Origin of the sequence: Maribacter sp. TH_r10, from assembly GCF_033101095.1 — a bacterium.
Taxonomy (GTDB): domain Bacteria; phylum Bacteroidota; class Bacteroidia; order Flavobacteriales; family Flavobacteriaceae; genus Maribacter_A; species Maribacter_A luteus.
The window spans coordinates 574,921-596,910 of record NZ_JAWMPY010000001.1 but is presented as its reverse complement, the minus strand read 5'-3'; the positions used below and the strand labels follow the sequence as shown (position 1 = coordinate 596,910).

Annotated in this window: 15 protein-coding genes; 2 read left to right on the top strand and 13 right to left on the bottom strand. The window is 40.1% G+C overall.

Annotation, left to right across the window (positions count from 1 at the left end; translation table 11 throughout):
• Nucleotides 1–112 precede the first annotated feature (112 nt).
• Genes R3X28_RS02445 through R3X28_RS02435 form a run of 3 tightly spaced genes read right to left on the bottom strand, consistent with a single transcriptional unit; the run spans nt 113 to nt 3,332 of the window.
• Nucleotides 113–1,201, bottom strand: coding sequence for a phosphotransferase enzyme family protein (locus R3X28_RS02445; protein WP_154363560.1), 1,089 nt, complete (start codon nt 1,199–1,201; stop codon nt 113–115).
• An 18-nt stretch (nt 1,202–1,219) separates the two neighbouring features.
• On the bottom strand, nt 1,220–2,458 hold the full coding sequence (gluP, locus tag R3X28_RS02440; RefSeq protein ID WP_154363562.1) for a glucose/galactose MFS transporter: 1,239 nt from the start codon (nt 2,456–2,458) through the stop codon (nt 1,220–1,222).
• A 28-nt stretch (nt 2,459–2,486) separates the two neighbouring features.
• Nucleotides 2,487–3,332, bottom strand: coding sequence for an ROK family protein (locus R3X28_RS02435; RefSeq protein WP_154363564.1), 846 nt, complete (start codon nt 3,330–3,332; stop codon nt 2,487–2,489).
• A 358-nt stretch (nt 3,333–3,690) separates the two neighbouring features.
• Between R3X28_RS02435 and R3X28_RS02430 the strand changes: the two genes are divergently transcribed.
• Entirely contained in the window at nt 3,691–4,401 is a 711-nt protein-coding gene (locus tag R3X28_RS02430; protein WP_246200099.1) for a sulfite exporter TauE/SafE family protein, read from the top strand.
• Nucleotides 4,402–4,760: 359 nt separating this feature from the next.
• Here R3X28_RS02430 and R3X28_RS02425 read toward each other — a convergent pair whose 3' ends face one another.
• The 5 genes from R3X28_RS02425 to R3X28_RS02405 form a co-directional block, all read right to left on the bottom strand.
• Nucleotides 4,761–5,174: an MFS transporter gene (locus R3X28_RS02425; protein ID WP_317662130.1), complete on the bottom strand. Its 414-nt coding sequence runs from the start codon at nt 5,172–5,174 to the stop codon at nt 4,761–4,763.
• A 301-nt stretch (nt 5,175–5,475) separates the two neighbouring features.
• Nucleotides 5,476–6,243, bottom strand: coding sequence for a hypothetical protein (locus R3X28_RS02420; protein WP_317662129.1), 768 nt, complete (start codon nt 6,241–6,243; stop codon nt 5,476–5,478).
• A 24-nt stretch (nt 6,244–6,267) separates the two neighbouring features.
• Nucleotides 6,268–7,005, bottom strand: coding sequence for an MIP/aquaporin family protein (locus R3X28_RS02415; protein WP_154363572.1), 738 nt, complete (start codon nt 7,003–7,005; stop codon nt 6,268–6,270).
• Between the two features lie 31 nt (nt 7,006–7,036).
• A complete protein-coding gene (gene glpK / locus R3X28_RS02410) occupies nt 7,037–8,533 on the bottom strand; it encodes a glycerol kinase GlpK (RefSeq protein WP_317662127.1) in 1,497 nt (498 codons plus the stop codon).
• Between the two features lie 53 nt (nt 8,534–8,586).
• Nucleotides 8,587–10,146: a glycerol-3-phosphate dehydrogenase/oxidase gene (locus R3X28_RS02405; protein ID WP_317662125.1), complete on the bottom strand. Its 1,560-nt coding sequence runs from the start codon at nt 10,144–10,146 to the stop codon at nt 8,587–8,589.
• Nucleotides 10,147–10,462: 316 nt separating this feature from the next.
• On the opposite strand from R3X28_RS02405, the gene R3X28_RS02400 reads away from it, so the two are divergent.
• Complete coding sequence (locus tag R3X28_RS02400; protein ID WP_154363577.1) at nt 10,463–11,230, top strand: DeoR/GlpR family DNA-binding transcription regulator; 768 nt, start codon at nt 10,463–10,465, stop codon at nt 11,228–11,230.
• Between the two features lie 76 nt (nt 11,231–11,306).
• Here R3X28_RS02400 and R3X28_RS02395 read toward each other — a convergent pair whose 3' ends face one another.
• The 5 genes from R3X28_RS02395 to R3X28_RS02375 form a co-directional block, all read right to left on the bottom strand.
• Nucleotides 11,307–13,958 carry a GH92 family glycosyl hydrolase gene (locus R3X28_RS02395; protein WP_317662123.1) on the bottom strand — a complete coding sequence of 884 codons (2,652 nt, stop codon included), beginning with the start codon at nt 13,956–13,958 and terminating at the stop codon, nt 11,307–11,309.
• 12 nt (nt 13,959–13,970) lie between these two features.
• A complete protein-coding gene (locus R3X28_RS02390) occupies nt 13,971–17,372 on the bottom strand; it encodes a glycoside hydrolase family 38 C-terminal domain-containing protein (protein WP_317662121.1) in 3,402 nt (1,133 codons plus the stop codon).
• Between the two features lie 68 nt (nt 17,373–17,440).
• On the bottom strand, nt 17,441–19,666 hold the full coding sequence (locus tag R3X28_RS02385) for a hypothetical protein (RefSeq protein WP_317662119.1): 2,226 nt from the start codon (nt 19,664–19,666) through the stop codon (nt 17,441–17,443).
• Nucleotides 19,667–19,677: 11 nt separating this feature from the next.
• Nucleotides 19,678–20,742, bottom strand: coding sequence for a mannonate dehydratase (locus R3X28_RS02380; protein WP_317662117.1), 1,065 nt, complete (start codon nt 20,740–20,742; stop codon nt 19,678–19,680).
• A gap of 44 nt (nt 20,743–20,786) precedes the next feature.
• A complete protein-coding gene (locus R3X28_RS02375) occupies nt 20,787–21,950 on the bottom strand; it encodes a CoA transferase (protein ID WP_317662115.1) in 1,164 nt (387 codons plus the stop codon).
• Between the last annotated feature and the right edge of the window lie 40 nt (nt 21,951–21,990).

Below are 21,990 nucleotides of genomic sequence, written 5' to 3'. Positions count from 1 at the left end.
ACAATATGTGACAATGATAACCTAAAACCAATGGTATAAACCTGCGACAAGGGAAGCCTATCAAGATCATTGATAAAAGGAATCACCATTGATTTTGTTACTTCCACAACCTTTACAAATAAGATATTACAGTGTTCCTCATTACCGTAAATTGAGCTTCCATACTTTGTAACAACTTGAATTGTGCCTTAGTGCGTACCAAGTTATGTTCGGGATATTTAATTTTATAATAGGTATCACCAGCAATATAGTCCATTAAAAAGCGAAGCACTTGTTCATAGGTAATGTACTTGGCCGAAAATGCCAGATAATCGAGTTCGGTCTGTACCATGAACGATTTGGCTTCTTCGAGATATCCTTTCGTATAAGCCTTGAAGATTTCCAGATTCATAGACACGTTTTCCAGTTCCGGATCATCTTCGAGTCCTGTGTTCGTATATGAACGGATGGCGTCGCCAAAATCGTTTAAGACGGTACTATTAAGAACCGTATCTAGATCGATCATGCAAAGTACGTCTCCCTGTTTATTGAACAGAATATTGTTGATTTTGGTGTCGTTATGCGTTACACGAGTAGGAATGGCACCTTCTTCGACCAAGGTCCAGAATTTCAGCATCTCACCTCGGCGATCTTCTATCCATGAAATTTCTTCCTTTACAAGACTTTTTCGCCCTACAGGATCTTTTTCCAAGACATCTTTCCATTGTTCAAGACGAAAGCGGATATTGTGAAAACCTGGTAAGATATCTACAAGCTGTCCTTTGTAGTCCGAGGTCATGCGCTGAAATCTACCTATGCCCTTACCCCCCGAATAGGCTAGCTCCGGAGTATTTGCCGAATCGTAGGATATGCTATCCTTGATAAATAAACACATAGTCCAGAACTCGCCATCACCATCCAGGTGATAAAGTGCCCCACTATGGGTCTTGATCAGGGTCAAGGTCTCACGAAAAGGATTGCCGCCACCTGCAACTATTTTCGTTTTTAGATGGGTCGTTATTTTTTGGATATTATCCATCATCGATGGTACATCCTTAAAAATTGTTTTGTTCTTTCGTTGAAACAAGTAGTTTGATGCTTCCTTCCCAACCGTTTGAACAATATAGGTGTCATTAATAAACCCTTCCCCAAGTGGTTTTATGGAATATATTTCACCCTCAATTCGAAAATTTTCGGCAATGCTTTTTAGTGCCTGTGACATATTACCAATGTCTAAATATCATTTTCTTATTTTACTTCCTTTGACCGCAAAATAGAGGATATACAAGTACGCAGGAATAAACAACCAGTAGGCAGTTTGATAATTGGCGACCGTGGCGACTTCCGTAGTCTTGACGGCATCTATCAAAAATCCGAAAATCAATGGGATAACGGCCCCACCTACGATACCCATGACCAACATGGATGAACCGGTTTTCGTGAATTTACCTAAATCGGCAATGGCAAGAGGCCAGATGGCGGGCCACATTAGGGAATTGGCAAAACCAATGAGCGCCATACAATAAATACCGAACTCACCAGGTAAGAAAATCAACAATAAGGCCGAAACTATTCCGATCCATGAGAACATTTTCAGTGCCGCTGTTTGTGATATGAACTTAGGGATCATTAGTACTCCAAAAATATAACCGATTACAAGTCCGATAGGTACATATATGGCAAAACTATCTAAGTTAGTTGCCGTATCACCGAATACAGCCTTTGCAAAACCAATTATCGATGCCATTGGTAAAGTTTCTACCCCAACATAAATAAATAGGGCAACTACACCCAATAACAAGTGTGGAAATTGAAAGATACTTGTTTTACCGGCAGCATAACCTGATGTGGCCGCTTCGTCGGATTCGTCTTCACCTTCGGCCTTTACTTCAGGTAATGGCGCAAAAATCATGAAAATACCCAATGCCACTAGTATACCGGTTACAATATAGAACGGAACAATGACATCATCGAGTTTAACATTGTTCAGATCCATAAATAGACCAAGAAACAAGGATGATAACCACCATGCCGATTTATTGAAAATACCCATAAGGCTCATACGCATGGCAGCGCTCTCTTTTGGCCCGATAATGGTGACATATGGGTTAACCGACGCTTGTAAGATCGTGTTACCGATTCCTCCTATAAAAAGGGCTATCAGGAACAAAGGGAAGCTTAGCATGTTAGACGAAGGCACGAAAAGTACCATCCCAATGGCCATAACAAAAAAGGCGATGACCATTCCGTACTTATAACCTACTTTTTTAATGATCCATCCGGCAGGTGCACCAAATACCACGAAAGCCGAAAAAATGGCTGCCGTAACTAAATAGGACTGGGATGTTGAAAGGTTAAAAGCATCTTGAAGAAACGGGGTCAGGAAACCACTAATCCCAACACCAAAACCTATCACAAAAAATAGGATACTGACTATTGCCAGTGGAATGATGTAGTTCGATTTTTTTGAATTGGTCATAATATGAATTTAAGTTGGTTAGAAATAGTTAGGCATTATAATACAAGCCGGCGGCACCCAATATCGCGATGTCGTCTAGCTCCGATTGTTCAATGGTTATAATATCTTTCATAACATCAAAAGGAAATTCAGCCACTTCTTCTTGAATACCTTCTTTAAAAAGGGGAAATGATTTGCTTATTGAACCTCCGAAAATAATGGCATCAGGTGCGAGTATATACATAATGGTCGTGACGAGTTTACCAATATGATGACCGAATTCGTTGAATAGCGCCAAAGCATTCTCATCCCCTTCCATCGCTTTGTCGAATAATTCCTTTCCGGTAATATTATTTATTTTGTTGAAGAAACCGCTGCCACAATAAGCTTCAAAAATACTGTCTTTATAGGGCATGTGACCCACTTCCCCTGCACCACCGAATAAGCCCGAGTGCAGTTTATTGTTGATAATGATACCTCCGCCAACACCTGTTCCCAAGGCCACAGCTACCATATTATCGAATTTTTGTCCCTTGCCAAAATGCTTTTCTCCCAAGGCAAAACAATTCGCATCATTTTCTATATATACCGGAATATTAAAGCGAGAACTTAGTTTTTCAACCAGACCCAGACCATTCCATGCCGGAATGTTGGAAATCTTAACGATTTCGCCCTTGCCCGCATTGATCAAACCAGGAACCCCAACACCAATGGCCTTTGTTTCAGGAAGCATCACCTTTTCTATAACCTCATATAACGTTTCGAGTATTTCCTCGGCAGTTCTTTCGGCTCCTGTAGGCAAGGAATGCGTCTTCACAATTTCCTTGTTCACTATACATCCTGCACCTATTGAAGTGCCTCCGATATCAACTCCGACTATTACATCTGTTCTCATATATTATTATTTATTTCCAATTTCTAGTTTCAACATTCCCTTCCTGGCAAAATCCTTAAAATAGCACTTACCTTCTTAGCATGTAATATGTTTATGGTGTGGACAAAAACGGTCTACATTCCGGTTATTAAGAATCATTGAAAAACACCGCCTATCATAATTGTTTGAAGACCAATCCAATAACACTGAATCAGAGCCTGAATTAGGAATATCTATCGTAAAGGCGGTTGCTACCATGGGGTAGTTTGTTGGTTTAGAGTTAAAGATAAAATAATTTCGAATACATTTGCGCTTTGTTCGCTAAACAACAACTGTGCTTCTATCAATACAACCAGATATATCAACAATGGCATGGATCATGGCATTGACCGCCACATTTATCGTGGGTATTTCCAAGGCGGGAATAAAAGGCGTAGCCATCATCAATGTAACCCTTATGGCATTGGCTTTTGGCGCCAAGGAATCTACCGGTCTCGTGGTGCCTTTACTGATCTTGGCCGATATTTTTGCGGTCATCTATTATAATCGACATTGCCAATGGTCATATATTCTAAAGTTTTTACCATGGATTGTCGTTGGTATATTGATCGGGGTCTTTATCGGGATAGATCTTGATGAACAGACCTTTAAGATCGCAATGGCCATCATTATCTTGGGTAGTGTGGTGATGATGTATTGGTGGGACCGAAAAAAAACCAAAAATGTTCCCTCACATTGGACCTTTGCAGGGTTCGTTGGTATATTAGCGGGTATCACCACCATGATCGGCAATTTGGCCGGAGCCTTCAGTAATATATTCTTTTTGGCCATGCGATTGCCCAAGAATGAATTTATAGGTACCGCAGCATGGTTGTTCTTGATAATCAACCTTTTTAAACTACCCTTTCATATTTGGTCCTGGGGCACTATTACCCCAGAAACTTTACTGATCAATCTAAAACTGTCCCCGGCCATTTTCCTTGGACTTTTTGTGGGTGTACGTTTGGTGAAAATAATCAAAGAGGATTTTTATCGAAAAATGATCTTGATCCTCACAGCCTTTGGTGCGATCATGATCTTGGTCAAGTAAATTGACATTCAAAAAGTGTTCTTGTTCTCTTTTTAGTACCTTGAGTCTCTTGGGCTAAAAAATAGAACCTGTGTGGTACATGCTCATCCATGCGATCCATGAAAGCCCCAAACAAATCAGAAACCTTCCTATCTCAACATAATTTATCCTTGTCCGCATTTTCGCTTTTTTTATTTGAGGGTGCAATATTACGGGGCATAACCACATTACAATCCCGATTTTGGATAAATGGTGTATTATACTCGATAAAGCTTTGGAATACTCTGATAAAGCAAATTCTTTTGTTTTAAAAACAATTGAAATAAACAGCTTTATCTCAGTTTATCTATTGGTCTTAGAAACGAAATGATTCATGTTCACTATCTCCCCGTATGCCGAAGATCCTGTTTGATCTTTGCTTCGGTCGGGTGCAAAAAAATCATGTACGCGATAATGAAAATACCAAGTATGATCAAATCTGGTTTTATGAAGAGAATGATAAAGGCCGCACCTTCCAAAATGGCCCAACGTAACAAGGCCGCACTTTGGTAAAACGGTATTTTATCCTCCAAATTCTTTTTACGGTCTATTTTGTCGACTTGGGACCTAAAAAGAAAATTACCTACAAATATAGCTGCGATAGGGATACAGATGTACACAATGGCCTCAGTATTCAACTCAGGGAGTTCCAAAAAGGCCAATGATTTTAGGTCTCCTATTACTACATAAGCGAGAACCATCCCCACACAAAGGGCAATATGTAAAATTTTAAGGACTTTTAGTTTTTCTTTCATTCTGCAATGGTTTAATAGGTCGGTTTCGAATATAAAGATAAAGCGTTGTTCTTTAGATATTACAAAAATTCAAATTTTCGTAATTAAGGACTACAATCACTTTTGTTTACCCAACTTCTTCATGAGACCACAAAACCGTTTATTGACTATATTGAAAATAAAATTATCTAGTGCCTTTCCTTGTTTAAAAATCACTTAAAGATTAGATCAATCCTATCTGTAGTGAATTTAGGGTAACAAAAACCCATGGCATGAACATACTATCAAACCATGGGTTTAAAAAATTGAAAACCTTTATTGTTTAAAACAAGCTAACCGCTAACTGTACCCTTGCTATTTTTTGTGAAGGGTTCCAAAGTGTCGTTGCCGACACAGGGAAGCATAAATCTGAAAACCTAAGGGTTTTTGTTGCAGTTAGGCCTACATTCACAAAATCGAAATTTTGCTCACCATCGCCATATAAATGCGTATCACCGTTAAAGGAAAATGCACCGCCTACAAAGCCCCTTAAATTCACTTTTGATTCGGTGATCAACGGATAAGAAGCTTCTACATATGTGGAATAACGCTGCTCCAGATCCCCATCATCATTCAATTGGGCATCGCCGCTACCGTACAATAATACGTCGGCTTCCAAACGTAATGGGAAACTTTCGTTAAAGGTATAGGAAGTACGCAGGTCCAATAAATGCGTGGTGGTGTTCTTATCGTAATTCCATACATCTGGAGACGCTACGCTGCGGGTATTGAATAAATCCCACAGGCCAATAGAGAAACCATTTTCGGCATATTGAACATAGTAGTTTATCTCTTTGTACGATGTACCGTCCGCATCATTAGAGAAAGACATTCCACCCCAGAACCCTGTAGTGAAGCTGCCCGACTCATTCAATCTCAATTTTGAGAAAACAGCGACCATGGGCTTATCGGTAATGACCAAACCTCTCCACAAATGGTTGGTTTTTACATCAACGTTAAAGTCGATCGGACTGTCTTTCAATTCTGTTTCTTGGGCATGGCCCATTTGCACTGCAATCAGCGCTACGAATACTAAAAGTATTTTTTTCATTGTATTTACTATAAGGGGAATATTCTACATTAAAGCCATATATAAGTAAGCGGCTATTAAACAGCCGATGATAGGGCCTACTACCGGAATCCAAGCATAACCCCAATCACTTTTACCTTTTACAGGTAAAATGGAGTGCATGATCCTTGGTCCTAAATCCCTTGCAGGATTAATGGCATAGCCTGTTGTGCCTCCCAAGGCCAAACCGATTACCCAAACAAGGAAGGCAACAGGAACTGCGCCAATAGAGCCCAACCCTATAATTGCCCGTGCATCTACATCACCGATCAAATCCAATTTTGGACCGGCCAAATAGAATATTACAAAGACCAAAACGAAGGTTCCGATAATCTCGCTCATTAAGTTGGAAAAGGTGTTCTTAATAGCCGGACCTGTACTGAAACAAGCCAACATACCTTCTTCGTCCTCGGTTACCTTAAAGTGGTCTTTATAAAATAGCCACACTAAAAACGCACCTATCATGGCCCCGATCATTTCCCCTGCAAGATATTCGGGCACTATGGCCCAAGTAATCTTACCTGCTGCGGCCAACCCTATGGTTACCGCTGGGTTCAAATGTGCGCCACTATAAGGGCCCGCCACAACTACACCAACAAAAACGGCCAAAGCCCAAGCTGTTGTAATCTCTATCCATCCTGCTCCGTTGCCCTTTGTGCCTTTCAAGACGACATTGGCAACCACCCCGTTACCTAATAAAATAAGGAGCATGGTTCCTAAAATTTCTGCTACTAAAATTGACATGGTTTTATAATTTATGGTTGCTGATCAGTGATTATTCCTCGATCCAATTCTGTGCACATTTAACGGCCTTATGCCAGTAATGCAACATATTGTCGACTTTCTCTTTTGGGGCTTCTGGATAAAATTCCTTATCAATACTCCATTGAGATTGGATATCATCTATACTATCCCAGTAACCAACGGCCAAACCTGCCAAATAAGCGGCACCCATAACCGTTGTTTCCAAGGTTTTAGGTCGTATGATTTTAAATCCGAATAAATCCGCTTGTATCTGCATCAATAAATTACTTGCTGTTGCGCCACCATCGACCCTTAGTTCAATACTTTTTTCACCAGCATCGGCTTCCATCGCTTTTACAATGTCATAAACCTGAAATGCAATACCTTCCAAAGTGGCCCTTGCAATATGTGCATCGGTAGTACCTCGAGTAAGACCAACAATGGCACCACGTGCGTATTGATCCCAATAAGGGGCTCCCAAACCTGTTAGGGCGGGTACAAAATAAACTCCTCCGTTATCTTCAACGGTTTCTGCCAAATGGTTAATGCCTGGGGCTGTTTTTACCATTTTCGCCCCGTCGCGTAACCATTGTATTGCGGCTCCGCCAACAAAAACACTACCTTCTAGGGCATAGGTGGTTTTACCATTGATTTTCCAAGCAACGGTCGTTAGTAGGTTGTTTTTTGAATACACGGCTTTATCACCGGTATTCATTAGTAGGAAACAACCTGTACCATAGGTGTTTTTTACCATTCCCGGTTTGGTACACATTTGTCCGAACAATGCTGCTTGCTGATCCCCTGCAATCCCTGCAATAGGAATTTTGGTAGAGAATAAAGTGGTAGCGGTGGTACCATAAACCTCACTACTTTCCTTAACTTCCGGTAACATTGCCTTTGGAATATTGAACAGTTTCAACAACTCATCATCCCATGCCATGGTATGAATATTGAACAACATGGTTCTACTGGCATTGGATACATCTGTAACGAACAATTTTCCTCGAGAAAGTTTCCAAATAAGCCAAGAATCAACTGTACCGAAACAAAGTTTACCTGCTTCCGCTTTTTCTCGTGCACCTTCCACATTGTCTAAAATCCACTTAAGTTTGGTAGCCGAAAAATAGGCATCGATGACCAGACCTGTTTTCTCCTTGATCATATCAACATAACCGTCATCCTTTAACTGATCGCAATATTTGGCCGTTCTTCTATCTTGCCAAACGATGGCATTATGTATTGGTTCACTCGTTTCACGATCCCAAACAACAACAGTCTCCCTTTGGTTCGTAATACCAATAGCGGCAATACTTTCTCCGTTAATACCATGTTGGGCAACTACCTCGGCTGCCACAGCAATCTGTGATGACCAAATCGCATTTGGGTCATGTTCTACCCATCCCGGTTTTGGAAAGATCTGTTCGAAAGGTTTTTGGGAAACTCGAACAATTTCCCCGTCGTGGTTGAATAAAATCGCACGGGAAGAAGTCGTTCCTTGATCAAGTGCTAAAATCAGTTTATTCTTCATTGTTTATTGATTAAGTGGTTTTAATTGTTTCTAGGGACAATCAAAACAGGGGTTTATAAAATATAATTAGAGGTTACTTCAATATAGTCTGCAACTTGTTTGGTCTGCCATTCTTGGTCCTTCCCAAGTTCTTTTGCCATGATTTCGGCTACTTGGGGTGCGATTCGGATACTTTCTTTAGCATCCAATAACTGGCAACGGGTTCTGCGTGCAAGGAAATCCTCAACATTTCTGGCCATTTCATTTCTTACGGCCCAAACTACTTGACCTTCTATTATGCCTAATGAATCACTTAAAGATTTATTATACCCGTTATGTTTCGCTAATTTTAGTAATTCCTCTTCATCACTACCATAGAAATATAAGGGATCATTAAGATCTACATCCTTTTTATAACCATGTATTTTGAGGTGTTTCGTTTTGGTTGGAATATGTTTCCAATCATGATTTTTTTCCGCTTTATCGACCAAATCTTGACCCATTCTTCTGAAAGTGGTCCATTTACCTCCAACGATCGTCAATAATCCTGAATCTGAGGTGTATATTTTGTGGCTACGTGAAATCTCTTTCGTTTTGTTTCCGTCATGGCTTGGTGCCGCTAAAGGACGTAAACCAGCAAACACACTTAATACATCACTTCTTTTAGGTGCCTTTGTCAAGTATCGACTAGCAGTACTTAAAATAAAACCTATCTCTTCTTCAAGTGCCACGGGTTCCAAAGATTCTTTTTCAATAGGGGTATCCGTAGTCCCAACTATTACCTTATTGTGCCATGGCACTAAAAACAAGACCCTACCATCATCTGTTTTCGGAATCGTAATAGCATCATCACCAGGCAAAAAGGATTTGTCCAATATCAAGTGAACCCCCTGACTAGGTGCAATTGTTTTTTTAGCTCCAGGAGCATCCATCTGTAATACGTCGTCTGCAAAAACTCCGGTAGCATTAACTACTTGCTTTCCTTTTATTTCGAAAGAATCACCACTTTCTTCATCATGAGCGTTAACACCGATAATATGACCGTTATCGTCTTTAAGTAACCCTTCTACAGCACAATAATTTAGTACTATCGCGCCCAATTCAACAGAACTCTGCAACGTATTTATAGCCATTCGGGAATCATCGAATTGACCATCGTAATACACGACACCTGCAGAAATTTTATCTGGATTTATAAGCGAAATACGTTTTAAGGTTTTGGCTTTTGAAATTCGTCTAGATCTTCCTAAGCTTAATTTACCTGCCAACAAATCGTAAAAAGTTAACCCAACGGTATATAATATTTCATCATATAAACCATGTGTCGGAATTATAAATGACTGGCTTTTAGTAATGTGAGGGGCATTTTGAAGCATTAAACCTCTTTCTACAACTGCCTCACGAACCAAACCTATATCACCTTGGGCCAAATACCGTACACCACCATGGACCAGCTTTGTTGCCTTACTTGATGTAGATTTTGTAAAATCCGATTTTTCGAGCAAAACAACAGAGTACCCTCTTGCCGATGCCTCGAGCGCAATACCGATACCGGTAGCACCACCTCCTATTATTATGAAATCGTAAGTTTTGGAACCACTCCTCAACTCATCCATCATTTCTTTTCTATTCATGACTCTCTCCTTTATTTTGAACTATCGTTTTCTTATTTGAGAATAAATGTACAACAAAACGAAACATTTCAAAAGTTATTTTTTATTATTTTTTATTATTTTCATAAACAATGATATTTGTCATAAAAAAAGGCCATTTCATCAGTTAGCTATATTTATTAAGCTTATATTAGCATAATATGATATTTTAAGGCTTATTTTTCGCAATAAATCAATTTTATAACTTTCGTTTTGATACAAAATCCAACAACAAAATGTGGTGGTTCAGCTTTATATTGCCATGTTTATCTTGTACATTTGTACAAAACGAAACAAAATGACACTGAATATCGTAGATCGCCATAAGCTCATTTTGAAAAAACTTGAAGCGGACGGCTTTGTAAATGTTAATGATTTAAGTAAAGAGTTCGATGTTTCTTTGGTCACTATTCGGAAAGATCTAAAGTTACTTGAAGAAAGAAAGCTGTTGTTTCGTTCGCATGGTAAAGCTATTCCCGTAAACCCTTATATCACGGAACATCCCGTGAACATAAAGGAGAAAATACATACGAAGGAGAAAAACAAAATAGCAGTAGCGGCCGCATTGACCTTAGAACCCCATGACAGTATTATCATTGCTTCGGGAACATCGGTCATTGAATTCGCAAGGCATATTAAACCCATAGAGGGATTGACCGTATTAACCGCTTCTTTGAATACCGCTATTATTTTGGCCGAACACAAGGAAATAGATGTTATGCAGTTAGGGGGAATCGTAAGGTCTAGTTCTTCCTCTGTCGTTGGCCCAATTGGAGAAAAAATGTTGGCGGAATTTACATTTACCAAATTGTTTCTAGGAGTCGATGGTATAGATCTGGATTACGGACTTACTACTACAAGTTCTATGGAGGCTTCCCTTAATAAGGAAATGATCAAAGCGGCACATAAAATCATAGTATTGGCCGACTCTTCGAAATTCAGCAAAAAAGGATTCGGAAGAATCTGTGGTATCGATGAAGTTGATCAAATCATTACAGATTCGGGCATAGACGACAAAACAAAACACCGTCTCGCAGAATTAGGTGTGGAGCTGACAATCGTTTAGACGAATATATAAAAGGCAAAAAGAGAAGTTTTTACACCCCCCTTTTTGGCTTTAATGATAGGTTTTCATCAAAAAATCATTGTTCTGAGGTACCCCAGGCCTTGTTTGGTTCGGGTCCCATCTCAAAAACCAACTCACTACCTTCCAGGATCGCCTCATGGCTTATGTAACACAAGTTGTAAGGTTTTCCATTCAAGGTTGCCGATTGTACATAAGCGTTCTCCTTTGAATTGTTATTCGCGATTATAGTAAAAACCTTTCCGTTCCCAACATTCATTCGTACTTTATTGAACACAGGGCTACAAAGTTGGTAAACAGGGTCTCCCGGTAGGGCAGGATAAAAGCCCATGGCACCAAAAACATACCAAGAGGATACTTGTCCGCAATCATCGTTACCCGGTAAACCACCGACATCATTAAAAAAATACTTGGCCAACATATCCCTTACTACTTTTTGTGTTTTCCATGGTGTGCCTAAACTATTGTACATATAGGGGGCATGCATTGAAAACTCATCACCCACGTAATACATATCTTTTTCGAAAAATTGGTCAAGATAGTTTATCAACTTGTCTTCCCCTCCCATAAAATCAGCTAAACCTGGAATGTCATGGGGCACCAATAACGTATGGTTCCTATAATACACCTCGGTATCGTGATCCGTACCTTGTGCCCAAACACTAATACTCTTATCAAACGGAGGCAGCCATTCCCCATTTAACTTCTTACCACGTACCAAACCAGTTTCCTTATCCAATACATTGATATAACGTTTTGAACGTTCCATGTATTCAGTGTACTTGTCATCTTTACCTAGAGCTTTTGCCATTTGGGCAATACAATAATCATCGTATGAAAACTCCAATGTCCTTGCAACGGGTTCACCATAAAACCCAAAAACATCTGCAGGAACATATCCTATTTCATTAAAGTGATCAATCCCAACCCGCCCGGAAAATCCGCGGTTTCCTTTTTCATTGGCATTTTTCAACATGGATTCAAAGGCCACATCGGTATCGAAACCCCTTATACCTTTTACATAGGCATCGGCTATAACGGCATCGGCATGCGTACCCATCATAATACTACGGTACCACGGATTGGGCCATTTAGGTAACCACCCTCCCTCTTCGTAGGCATTCAACATACCATTAATAACGTTTGTGGTTTCTTCAGGCTTTACTAATACCCATAATGGATGTAAAGACCTAAAAGTATCCCAGATAGAAAGGTCGGTGTACATTTGGCCCTCATGCACTTGATAATCAAACGGACTGAAATACCTACCGTCTTCATTCAGATTTCGCGGGTTTACGAAACATTTGGTCAATGCCGTGTAAAAAATGGACTTATCATCCTCACTACCTTCTACTTGAATCAAATTTAGTTCATTCTCCCAAACACCGGAACTTTTCGTCACCGCTTTGTCAAAATCGAAATCCGGGAACTCTTCATCCATATTCGCTCGGGCCTGGGCAATATCAATCAAAGATGTTCCGACTTTCATTTTCACCTTTTCTTTATTTTTGGTTGAAAAAGTTACATAAACTGCATTCCCATCTGCCCCTTCCAAAGCCAACTTGGTGCCCATTTCAGGATCTGGCCGCACTGGCTCTGCACATCTTAAATGCATTTCAGTCGTACTTGACCCATCATAATATTCGATCCGTATTTTGTATTCGTGGCCTTTTGCTAGGTTTACCTTATGTATATTGGTGCCTGTTGCCCTATACTTCCATTCATCTATTACCAATTCGTCATCTATGTACATACGGGTGCCATCCTTGGTTGTTAACTCGAAAGAATGCTCTCCTGAATGGCGTGCAACGAATATTCCCGTATATCTTACAGAGAAAAAGTCGGCCTTAACACCTTCTGCCGGTTCTTTTAACCAATTATAATTTAATTTGGTATAGTTCTTCACTACATCTGGCTTCCCTTGTAATTTGTCGTTGTTGAAATACTCTGCTTTAAACCCGTTTGGAACTAATTTTTCATCAACCACATTAGGGAGTAAATCAATATTATACGTATCAAATTCCTTATCAAATTTCGCAACAAAGTGATTCCTGAAATGACCAGCGATAACCATATAGCCTTCAATTTCATTTTTTTCAGGGATTACCTTATAGTGGCCAGGAACATAAACCCCATCGAACACCACAGATGAAGATTTTGATTCTGGATAGGTAAACTGAAAGAATCCCGTTTTCGCGGCTGCCGTTAGTTCAGCCTTAATGTTGTAATCATCTAATTGTACCGAATAATAATGTGGTTTGGCCACCTCGGAATCATGACTGAATTTAGAAGCACGTTCATCGGCATCAATATTTACTTCACCTGTCATGGGCATTAATGACATAGGGCCCCAATCACCGACAACTGCCCCATTAGGATATCGTGTACCCCGAAAACCTTGTATCTTTTCTTGGTCGTACCAATAGGGTACGGGAACGGTAACTACCCTATCTGTCCATTTTGCCGTTTGGGGTGTCCAGTGGGTTAAGGCAGATGGGTTCCCCACAATAGGGGATACGTAACCCATAGGCTCTTCGACCTCGGTGACCGTAATATCGGCTATACTGGCTGCCGTACCTACCCTTGTATCTACATATTCCAAATAATTATTGCCCGACAAACCTTTATCCCCTTCATTTTCATCACAACTAGAGCAAATACAGCTAACTCCAATACATGCCAAAAACTTTATCAATCTAAAATTCATCATACTTTTTATCATTTATAACATTTTCAACAATACGAACCGAGTTTCATAGTGCTCTATAAGTATTGGTTTGGTCAACTCTTTTATTTCTTCTCCCAGTACATTTGTCTCAACGGCTTTTACCGCCCCGGTTTGCTCAAGCAATCTTGGAACATCAAGAATGGCATGATCACCTTCTGTTTCCCGCAAATGTAGAAGCACTCCTTTATCACCCTCTAATGGCCTAGCACTGACGAGAATTAAATTTGGTAAATCAAAATCTAACAAAGATATGGAAAGCGAATTTATGGCCTTGCCTGAATTACTTGGTGGAATGACCCGAGCAAGCATTGGGACCCTACTTTCCCATCCAAAACGGGTGGCAAAAGATTTAGAACGATCCTTGGATGATGTCAAATAATACTTCCATTTCATTTCACCTTCTTGGCTAGCCCTAAAATTGGTCGTCCAGTAATTATTGAGCACCCATGAATAAATATGTGGATTTTCAGGTTTGTGCTTGTAATAAAATCTCCCGGTATTGATGTCCCCGAATTGAACCAACGGAACATCAGTGGAGCTGAATAAAATCTGGGCTTCATCGTTTTGAACAGCCGCAAAGTTCTGTATTACGTTCCAATCGGCCGAAGTACCTTCCAATTGGTTCATTCCTGGATTTACGATCCCACCTTGCACATCAAAAGCCAATTGATCATTATCCTTCATACGAAAAGGAAGGGCAATAAAAACACCTTCAGGATCAGTATGCCCAAGTTTGTACATGTCATAGGAGAGCTCTATCCGTTTTGAATTTTTATATAATTTTATTTCAAAATTAACCCCCCTAGAATCGGCGCATTCCTCATTTTTCCCATTGATATGTATACTGCTCCATAAAGGGGTTTCCTCAATCCCCGAAACCTTTATATCGGATAAACCTGACATTTTCTTTTTTATCGGAACATAAACCGTATCCCTATTCGCATTGGTAAGACGCTCCATCGATTCCCGGTTATCCGGTTGCTCGTATACAAATTCACCCAACTTATACTCGCTGCCTAAATCGACCAATTCTTTATTCAATTCCTTATCGAACAAACTAGTTACCACTCCTCTTTTTGAATCGACCTGAATACGATAATATTCATTTTCAAGAATTGGCCCTTCTACTACCTTATTTTGTTTTGGTTGCTTTTCCCCTTCTTCCAAAACAATTTTAAAAGTTGCATAACCCATTGGGGGGACATTGGGCGCCCACAACATATAATTGCTGCCATCTGCCCTACTGGATATCCTTTGCACAGCAATTTCATTCCCTTTGGTATCCAATATTTTATAGGGTTTTCCCAATGGTAACAACTGATGGTCTATATAGGCCTTGACTAATCCTGAGCGCTCCCAATTCAAGGTGTTGAAAACCGCTATGGTAGGCTCTTTGGCTTTAGGGATGTGTTGTTGAAGTAACCCCAAAGCCTTTTCTTGGATTAAACTGGATTCCTTAAACGCTGTCCATGCATAAGCGGACTTTTGTCCCCACTGTATGACCGAATTTTCAATTTGGGGATCCGTTATACTCTCTGCGGCCCCAAATGTGTGTTCATCATAAAACAGCAATTCGTCATAGGCTTTTTCAATGTCTCCAGTAATGTTTTCTGGAAGCGTGGTTCCCATGAACTGGGCCATAGACAAGAGTCCCATATTTGCAATCATGTTTGAATGAACGGTCCTAGCCGTCTTTGTTTCGGTAAACGCCGTTCCAAAACCATCTGTCCACCAGTCTGGCCAAGCTACTTTTTGTACTGGCAAATCATCAGCCTGATTTTCATCGAGGTAGATCATAAATTCACTTGCCAGCGATAGTTTCAATTTGGGCCACTCGTATTTTTCATTCCATTCCTTCACAATATCACAAGCCTTTGTGGAAGGGGGTGAATTATCGGTCAGGTATCCTGAAAATTGAAAAGCTGTTCTATTATATGGATATTCTTTTGCTTCAAGCTCACCAAGATACTGCGAAAGATTAGCTCTAAATTGATCCAATTCACCTGAGGTTAAGCTTAATGCATTACCATGCATGTAATGTTCACTTCTATAGGCCAAGAGACGATTACCTGAGTTAGACTCCCACCAAAAAGAAGTCGGTTTATCAAAAGGAACCTGTGCCCTATGCCCGTGCTGTCCCATGGTCAGGTATTTTACTCCTGTATTTTTATACAAGTCTATCATGGCCCAACCAATGCCATTTACATCATTTTGCATGGCGGTTTGCACATCAATCCCTTTTTCCTTAAAATGGTTCAGTGCCTGTGTTTGCATGGCCAAAGCAGTTTCATCAATGATTTCCGAGAAATTGAAAAACATACCGGTCACTTCTATCCGCCCTTCTTTTATTCTTTGAAGCAATCGTTCTATTTGTTCTTTGGGTCTGTTTTTCAAGTATTCACGAACCGTCCAAGCGGCTTCGCATGTCCATCGAAATTTGGCTTCATCTGGATAATCATCAGTTTGATCGCAATAATCAAGGGCATAATCAATAAAACGTAAATGCTCGGTCAAAATCTCGGTCTGTGATCTTGTATAGCCGATGTCGGTGTGGCTATGCTGCACTAAATGAATGGTCCATTCCTTAACAGGTTCAACCGTAAAACCAACTTGCTTTCTCATTTTGCCCATACGCAGCTCCGCATCAACCTTTGTTGGAGTTGTTACTGCAGGAATAAGTAAATCAACTTCATTAAATCCCGTTTTGATATCAAATTTCTGTGTTAGTCCCGAAGTGGTTATACTAGCCTTGGTAGGTGCTTTCAAATGCACGATTTCAAACCGGACCGTATGGTACAGCGAACCCTCTTTTTTGGTCACTGTTTTTAGCTGTTTTGATTTGATGTCTTCACTCAGCACCTTGTCAAAGGTCATAAACCAATCATTACTGTGATTATCTACACCATCAATCATTAATTCAACGGCATTACCTGGTGTAATATATTTACTGGGAATCGTTAATACCGCTGTACCCATTTCATCACGGTTGGTATCTACCATTGAACGGTTGAATACCAGTAGAACGCCATCTTTACCTGAAAAGTTTCTTTCTTTCTCATTTTTACTGGGAGAAGAAAACGTCATTACCTTTTCCTTATTTACATAAAGGTCAAATTCATTGGAAGGGGTCTTCGCACTAATACCATATAACCATATGAAGGATACGGTTTTTTTAGAATAACCATCTGGTACAACTTCTGTTTTCCAAGCAATAGGAGGCACATCGGCCCGCGCTCTGGTCAAAAGACATTTTTCCCTATAGGAAAAAGGGGAATGATACGTAAAATCAGTTCCACTGACTTTTTGTTCATAACCCGCTAAATAATTTTCTTGGGCCTGTACCTTAGGCGCCAAAATAAATAGCAATAACAGTATTGGTAAATGTTTGGTTTTCATTGTAATGATCTTTAATATTCAATTATTCAAATCCTTTTTGATTTGATTGATTTCCTCCACTTTATTGATTACTGAACAATCACTACTTCCCCATAAAATTCAGTAGCGATCAATTTACCACCTTCATAAACGGAGAATGTTTTGCGGGTCAATTGAATTCCGAATGTTCTGCCCTTCCAAACAATATTAGTAAGTGTTGCCTCACCTATATCTTCGTGGTTAAAAGGTTTTATGGTGAGTTTATCTTCATCCATTTTTACCCCGAAGGTGCCAAAGACAATGGCTTCCACTCCTGCCCCTGCAGAAATTTGTAAAGGCATTGAAGAACGGTCTTGTTCGGCAGTATCAATACGCGGGTTCTGTGGTAGGTATGGGAAATGATGAACATATCTACTATTTCTCTTAAGTACATCCCAACCTTTGCCGGCAAAACCTTTTTGGTACAGATTTCGCGATATACGCCCCGGCATACCGGCATACTGGCCACCGCCTCCCCAATCGGAATCAATCAAGTCCCAATGCACCGTGTCTCTGCGCGCAATTGAATACACCCCATATTTACCTAGAAACTCACCTTCTTGCAAATGACTCACCAAACGATATGCCTGATGGTCTGGCAGGAAATCCGTTCCCAAGAGATCGAATAAATGATAGGTCCATATGGTGCCTTTTGAACCATCGGGGTAATAATTATCAAACCAACCCAATTCCTCGTTCCACATATATTGATTCACAAGACCCTTTAGTTTTTCAGCATCCTTGAAATATGTTTGCCCTAATTTCTTGTCGTTTCTCTTTTTTGCCCAATCGGACATCGTATATAACAAATCAATGGTCAAGGTATTGGTGATCGGTACGGCATGATTATAACCATCGGTACGGATTTCTATAATTTTCTCTGTATTATAACCTACATCGATCAACCCTAATTCATTGGTATAGTTGGTTTGAAGTTCATCTACCCAGCGTTGCATCCATTCCCATACGGTTACACCTGCCGCTTTTTCATTAAAAATGGAATAATCCCCAGTATGGCGTATGTAGGCTTCAATCATGAGTTGAAGTGCAAATGGTTCTTGAATGTATAGAATATCCCAATGTGCTCCGTTCCAACCGACATAGGTTCTTTTCAATTGTACTTGTTCAAAATCAGTAAGGATCGCACTTTTCAAACTTTCCGGATCTAACATTGCGATGACATCCGAAGTATAGGAAGTATCCCAACTAATTGTATAGGGCCACGTACCAACCGCCCAAAACACATCGGAAATGAAATTTGGATTTTCATATCGACTCATTAAAACGGACAACATACAACGGTAATAATACTCCTCCAGTTGCTTGTTTGAGCTTGTTAATTTCGGGAGTTTATCATAGGCCCAAGACAACATTTCCCGTGTCTTTTTATCAGCACGTTCCATACGCTCCTTAATATCTGACTGGGAAATTTCCGGCGCTCCATTTTGGGGTTCATAGAATTTGATGGCAAAATAATAGGTCTCCGTATTTCCTGGAGCTATGCTTATTTCAAACCCCTTATCACTTGTTTTTTGGATTGAGGATGAAACTCGTACATGGGCCACTTCGCTTCCAATGGTAAAAGCATCAAGTGAATCTACTTTTGTCGACCCTTTCTTAAAATGACATTCCAATATTTCAGCCACTTGGTTTGGAATCACGGTCATTTCCAAATTTTTCGAATTGCGATTGGTAAGCTTAAGCTTTATAAACACCTCATCATCATCAAAAGAGACATTCGTCCAACTCTTAGCTGAAAAACTAACCCATTTCTTGTTATATTCTTTATGGAATGTAGCCGTACGTTCATATTGGTTGGGCTGCCATTTTTCATCTTGGGTAACCATTATCGATGGGGAATTGGGGCGAAAATTTGAGCCCAGAGGATCGTAACTACCCCCATCATCGATCCAGGATTTCCATTTTGTAGGAACGTCATCCTCTATTAAACGGCCTGTTCCTTTATCAAAAAAGTTTAGATTGAATTCGTAGCGCGGTGCGCCGATTGGCAAAAACCATACATTGGTAAATTGTGTTACGCTGTACTGTCTGGGTGATACAAATCCCCTATGGTTAAATAAAATTACCTGTTCGTCATCAAAAGACATATCCTCCCTGTCCATCGCATAATATTCGGGGTCTTCAGGGGTAATGACTTTCTGTGCCTGTACCGTCAATACTTGAATACAACAGGCTAAAAACAGTAGTAAACAAATTCGTTTTGTATTTGGTTTTGGTTTTGGTGTCATATCGTTCTGTTCTAAATTGTTCAACATATAATTTTAGACTACAATAGATCAATTATCGCCTTCATATACCCCATAGCATACGCCATACCTGCATACCATGGGGCGTCACAGGTCATTTGTGGGGTGTGATCTGGAATCAATACGCCATCAAAATTGTTCTTCTTTAAGATCTTTAAAATCTTGAACATATCAATATCCCCTTCATCCACAAAAACCTCTTTATAGTTGGGTACCTTGCCTTTTACATTTCTAAAATGGATATATCCAATTTTACCTTGCTCACTATAACTATCAGTAGCATCATATACATTGCCCTCGGTCATTTCAGCAATAGAACCTAAACAGAATTCCAGGTTGTTGGCTGGACTCGGATTCATATCAATCAATTTTTGGTACATATTTGGTTGAAACACCAATCTGGGCGAATTACGCACATAAGGCATTGGTGGGTCATCTGGGTGTGCTGCCATTTTTACCCCTGCCTCCTCGGCAACAGGCAGAATCTCATCCAAAAAATACTGTAGGCGCTTCCACAGTTCATCATGCTCTATTTTTGGCAAGGTACCTTCTGGGGCATTTTCATCATAGACCATATTCCATACCATACCGTTGGGAATAGGTGTATCATCCCCACCGTCCATACCTACAGAAACTGCCCCTCCCCGAGCAAAAGGCCCTTGATTCCTTGCGGCCACCCCGGCCAATGAAAAATTATATCCAAAAATGGGAATTCCTGCCTTACCCACATTGCGGATAAGTTGCTTCAGGTTTTCCATTTGTACTTCTTTCTTTGGTCCATCCAATAAGATATCATGCCAATGGGCAGGGTCAAAATTTTCAATGGCCTCCCATATCAAACCATGTGAATTTATTTCCTTTTTAATGGCCATTAATTCCTCTAAGCTCCATATTTGATTGGCATCACCGGCTTTGCCCCAACCTTCCTTCTCTCCAATTGGTTGGTTCGCATTGCTTTTATCATTCTTTTCATGCCCAAAATAATCGACCATATGAACCACTACATGGGTTGCCCCACATTGTTTTGCGAACTTATAATGGTCCTCATTCAACATATGCCTGTATAATCCGAATCCTAGTTTCATCGTTATTTATTCTTAGTTATTATCTTAATTATTAATCTATTGCCTTAATCACAGAATTCCTTGCGTATTTCATCCTCATCTTCATTGAGCAAGGGTGCCGCTTTGTAAATTTTTTGTGGGGTATCGCTAAACCACACGGGAAACCCCGTTGTTTTCACTTTTCCGATGGTTGGGTGTTCAATTTCAATGATCATTTCATTGTGTTTGATCTGAGGGTCTTCGACCATCTCATCAAATGTATTTACTTGGGAACACCAAATATCTTCCTCCAGAAGAATGTTAAGCCAATCTTCCGTTGACCTCGTCTTAAACACAGCATCGAAATCGAACCGGATTTCATCCCTACTTTCTATGACATTATTTGATGCAAATTCTTCAGAGTCATATTTTTTCAATCCTATGATCTGGGCCAATCTTTGAACCGAATTCATACCAATGGCAATGTAACCGTCATTTGTGTTATAAAGGCCATATGGTGCCCCCACCCAAGGATTAGGAATACCACTCTCACTTTTTTCAGGATTACTTCCCCGATGTAAAAAGGCCGTTACCTCCTGAATGTGAAATCCAACAACGGAGTTTAATAAGTTGGCTTCGATTTTTTGCCCTTTTCCAGTTTTTTCCCTGGAATAAATGGCCGCTAGAACTGATTGATTGATGAACAAACTCGTTAATAAATCTGCCTGTCCTACTGCCGTAACTACCGGCATTTGGCCTTTTACACCATTCAATGCCGCAGTACCACTAATTGACTGCGCCAATAAATCTTGCCCCGGTCTATGCAAATATGGTCCGGTAGCCCCGTAACCTGAACTGGAGCAATATACCAAACCTCGATTGATTTTCTTCATATCTTCATAGCCCAACCCCAATCTTTCCATGACGCCAGGTCGAAAGTTCTCAACCAAAATGTCGGCTTTCCTGATAATATCAAGTACTACCTTTTTATCCTCTGCATCCTTTAAATTCAAGGCTATACTTCTCTTATTCCTATTGAAACTTACAAAAGAGATACTTTCTCCTTCAGGATACATATTATCATAGGCGTAATGGCGCATCCAATCACCTTTTTTGGGTTCAATTTTAATAATATCGGCGCCCATATCGCCCAACATCTGGGTGGCCCATGGTCCTTGTGCCAATTGTGTGAAATCGGCCACTATCAAACCCTTCAAAGGGCCTACGGTTTCATTGTTATCAGTACTCATAGTGTATTACTTTAGGAATTGAATAGTATTGGATACATAA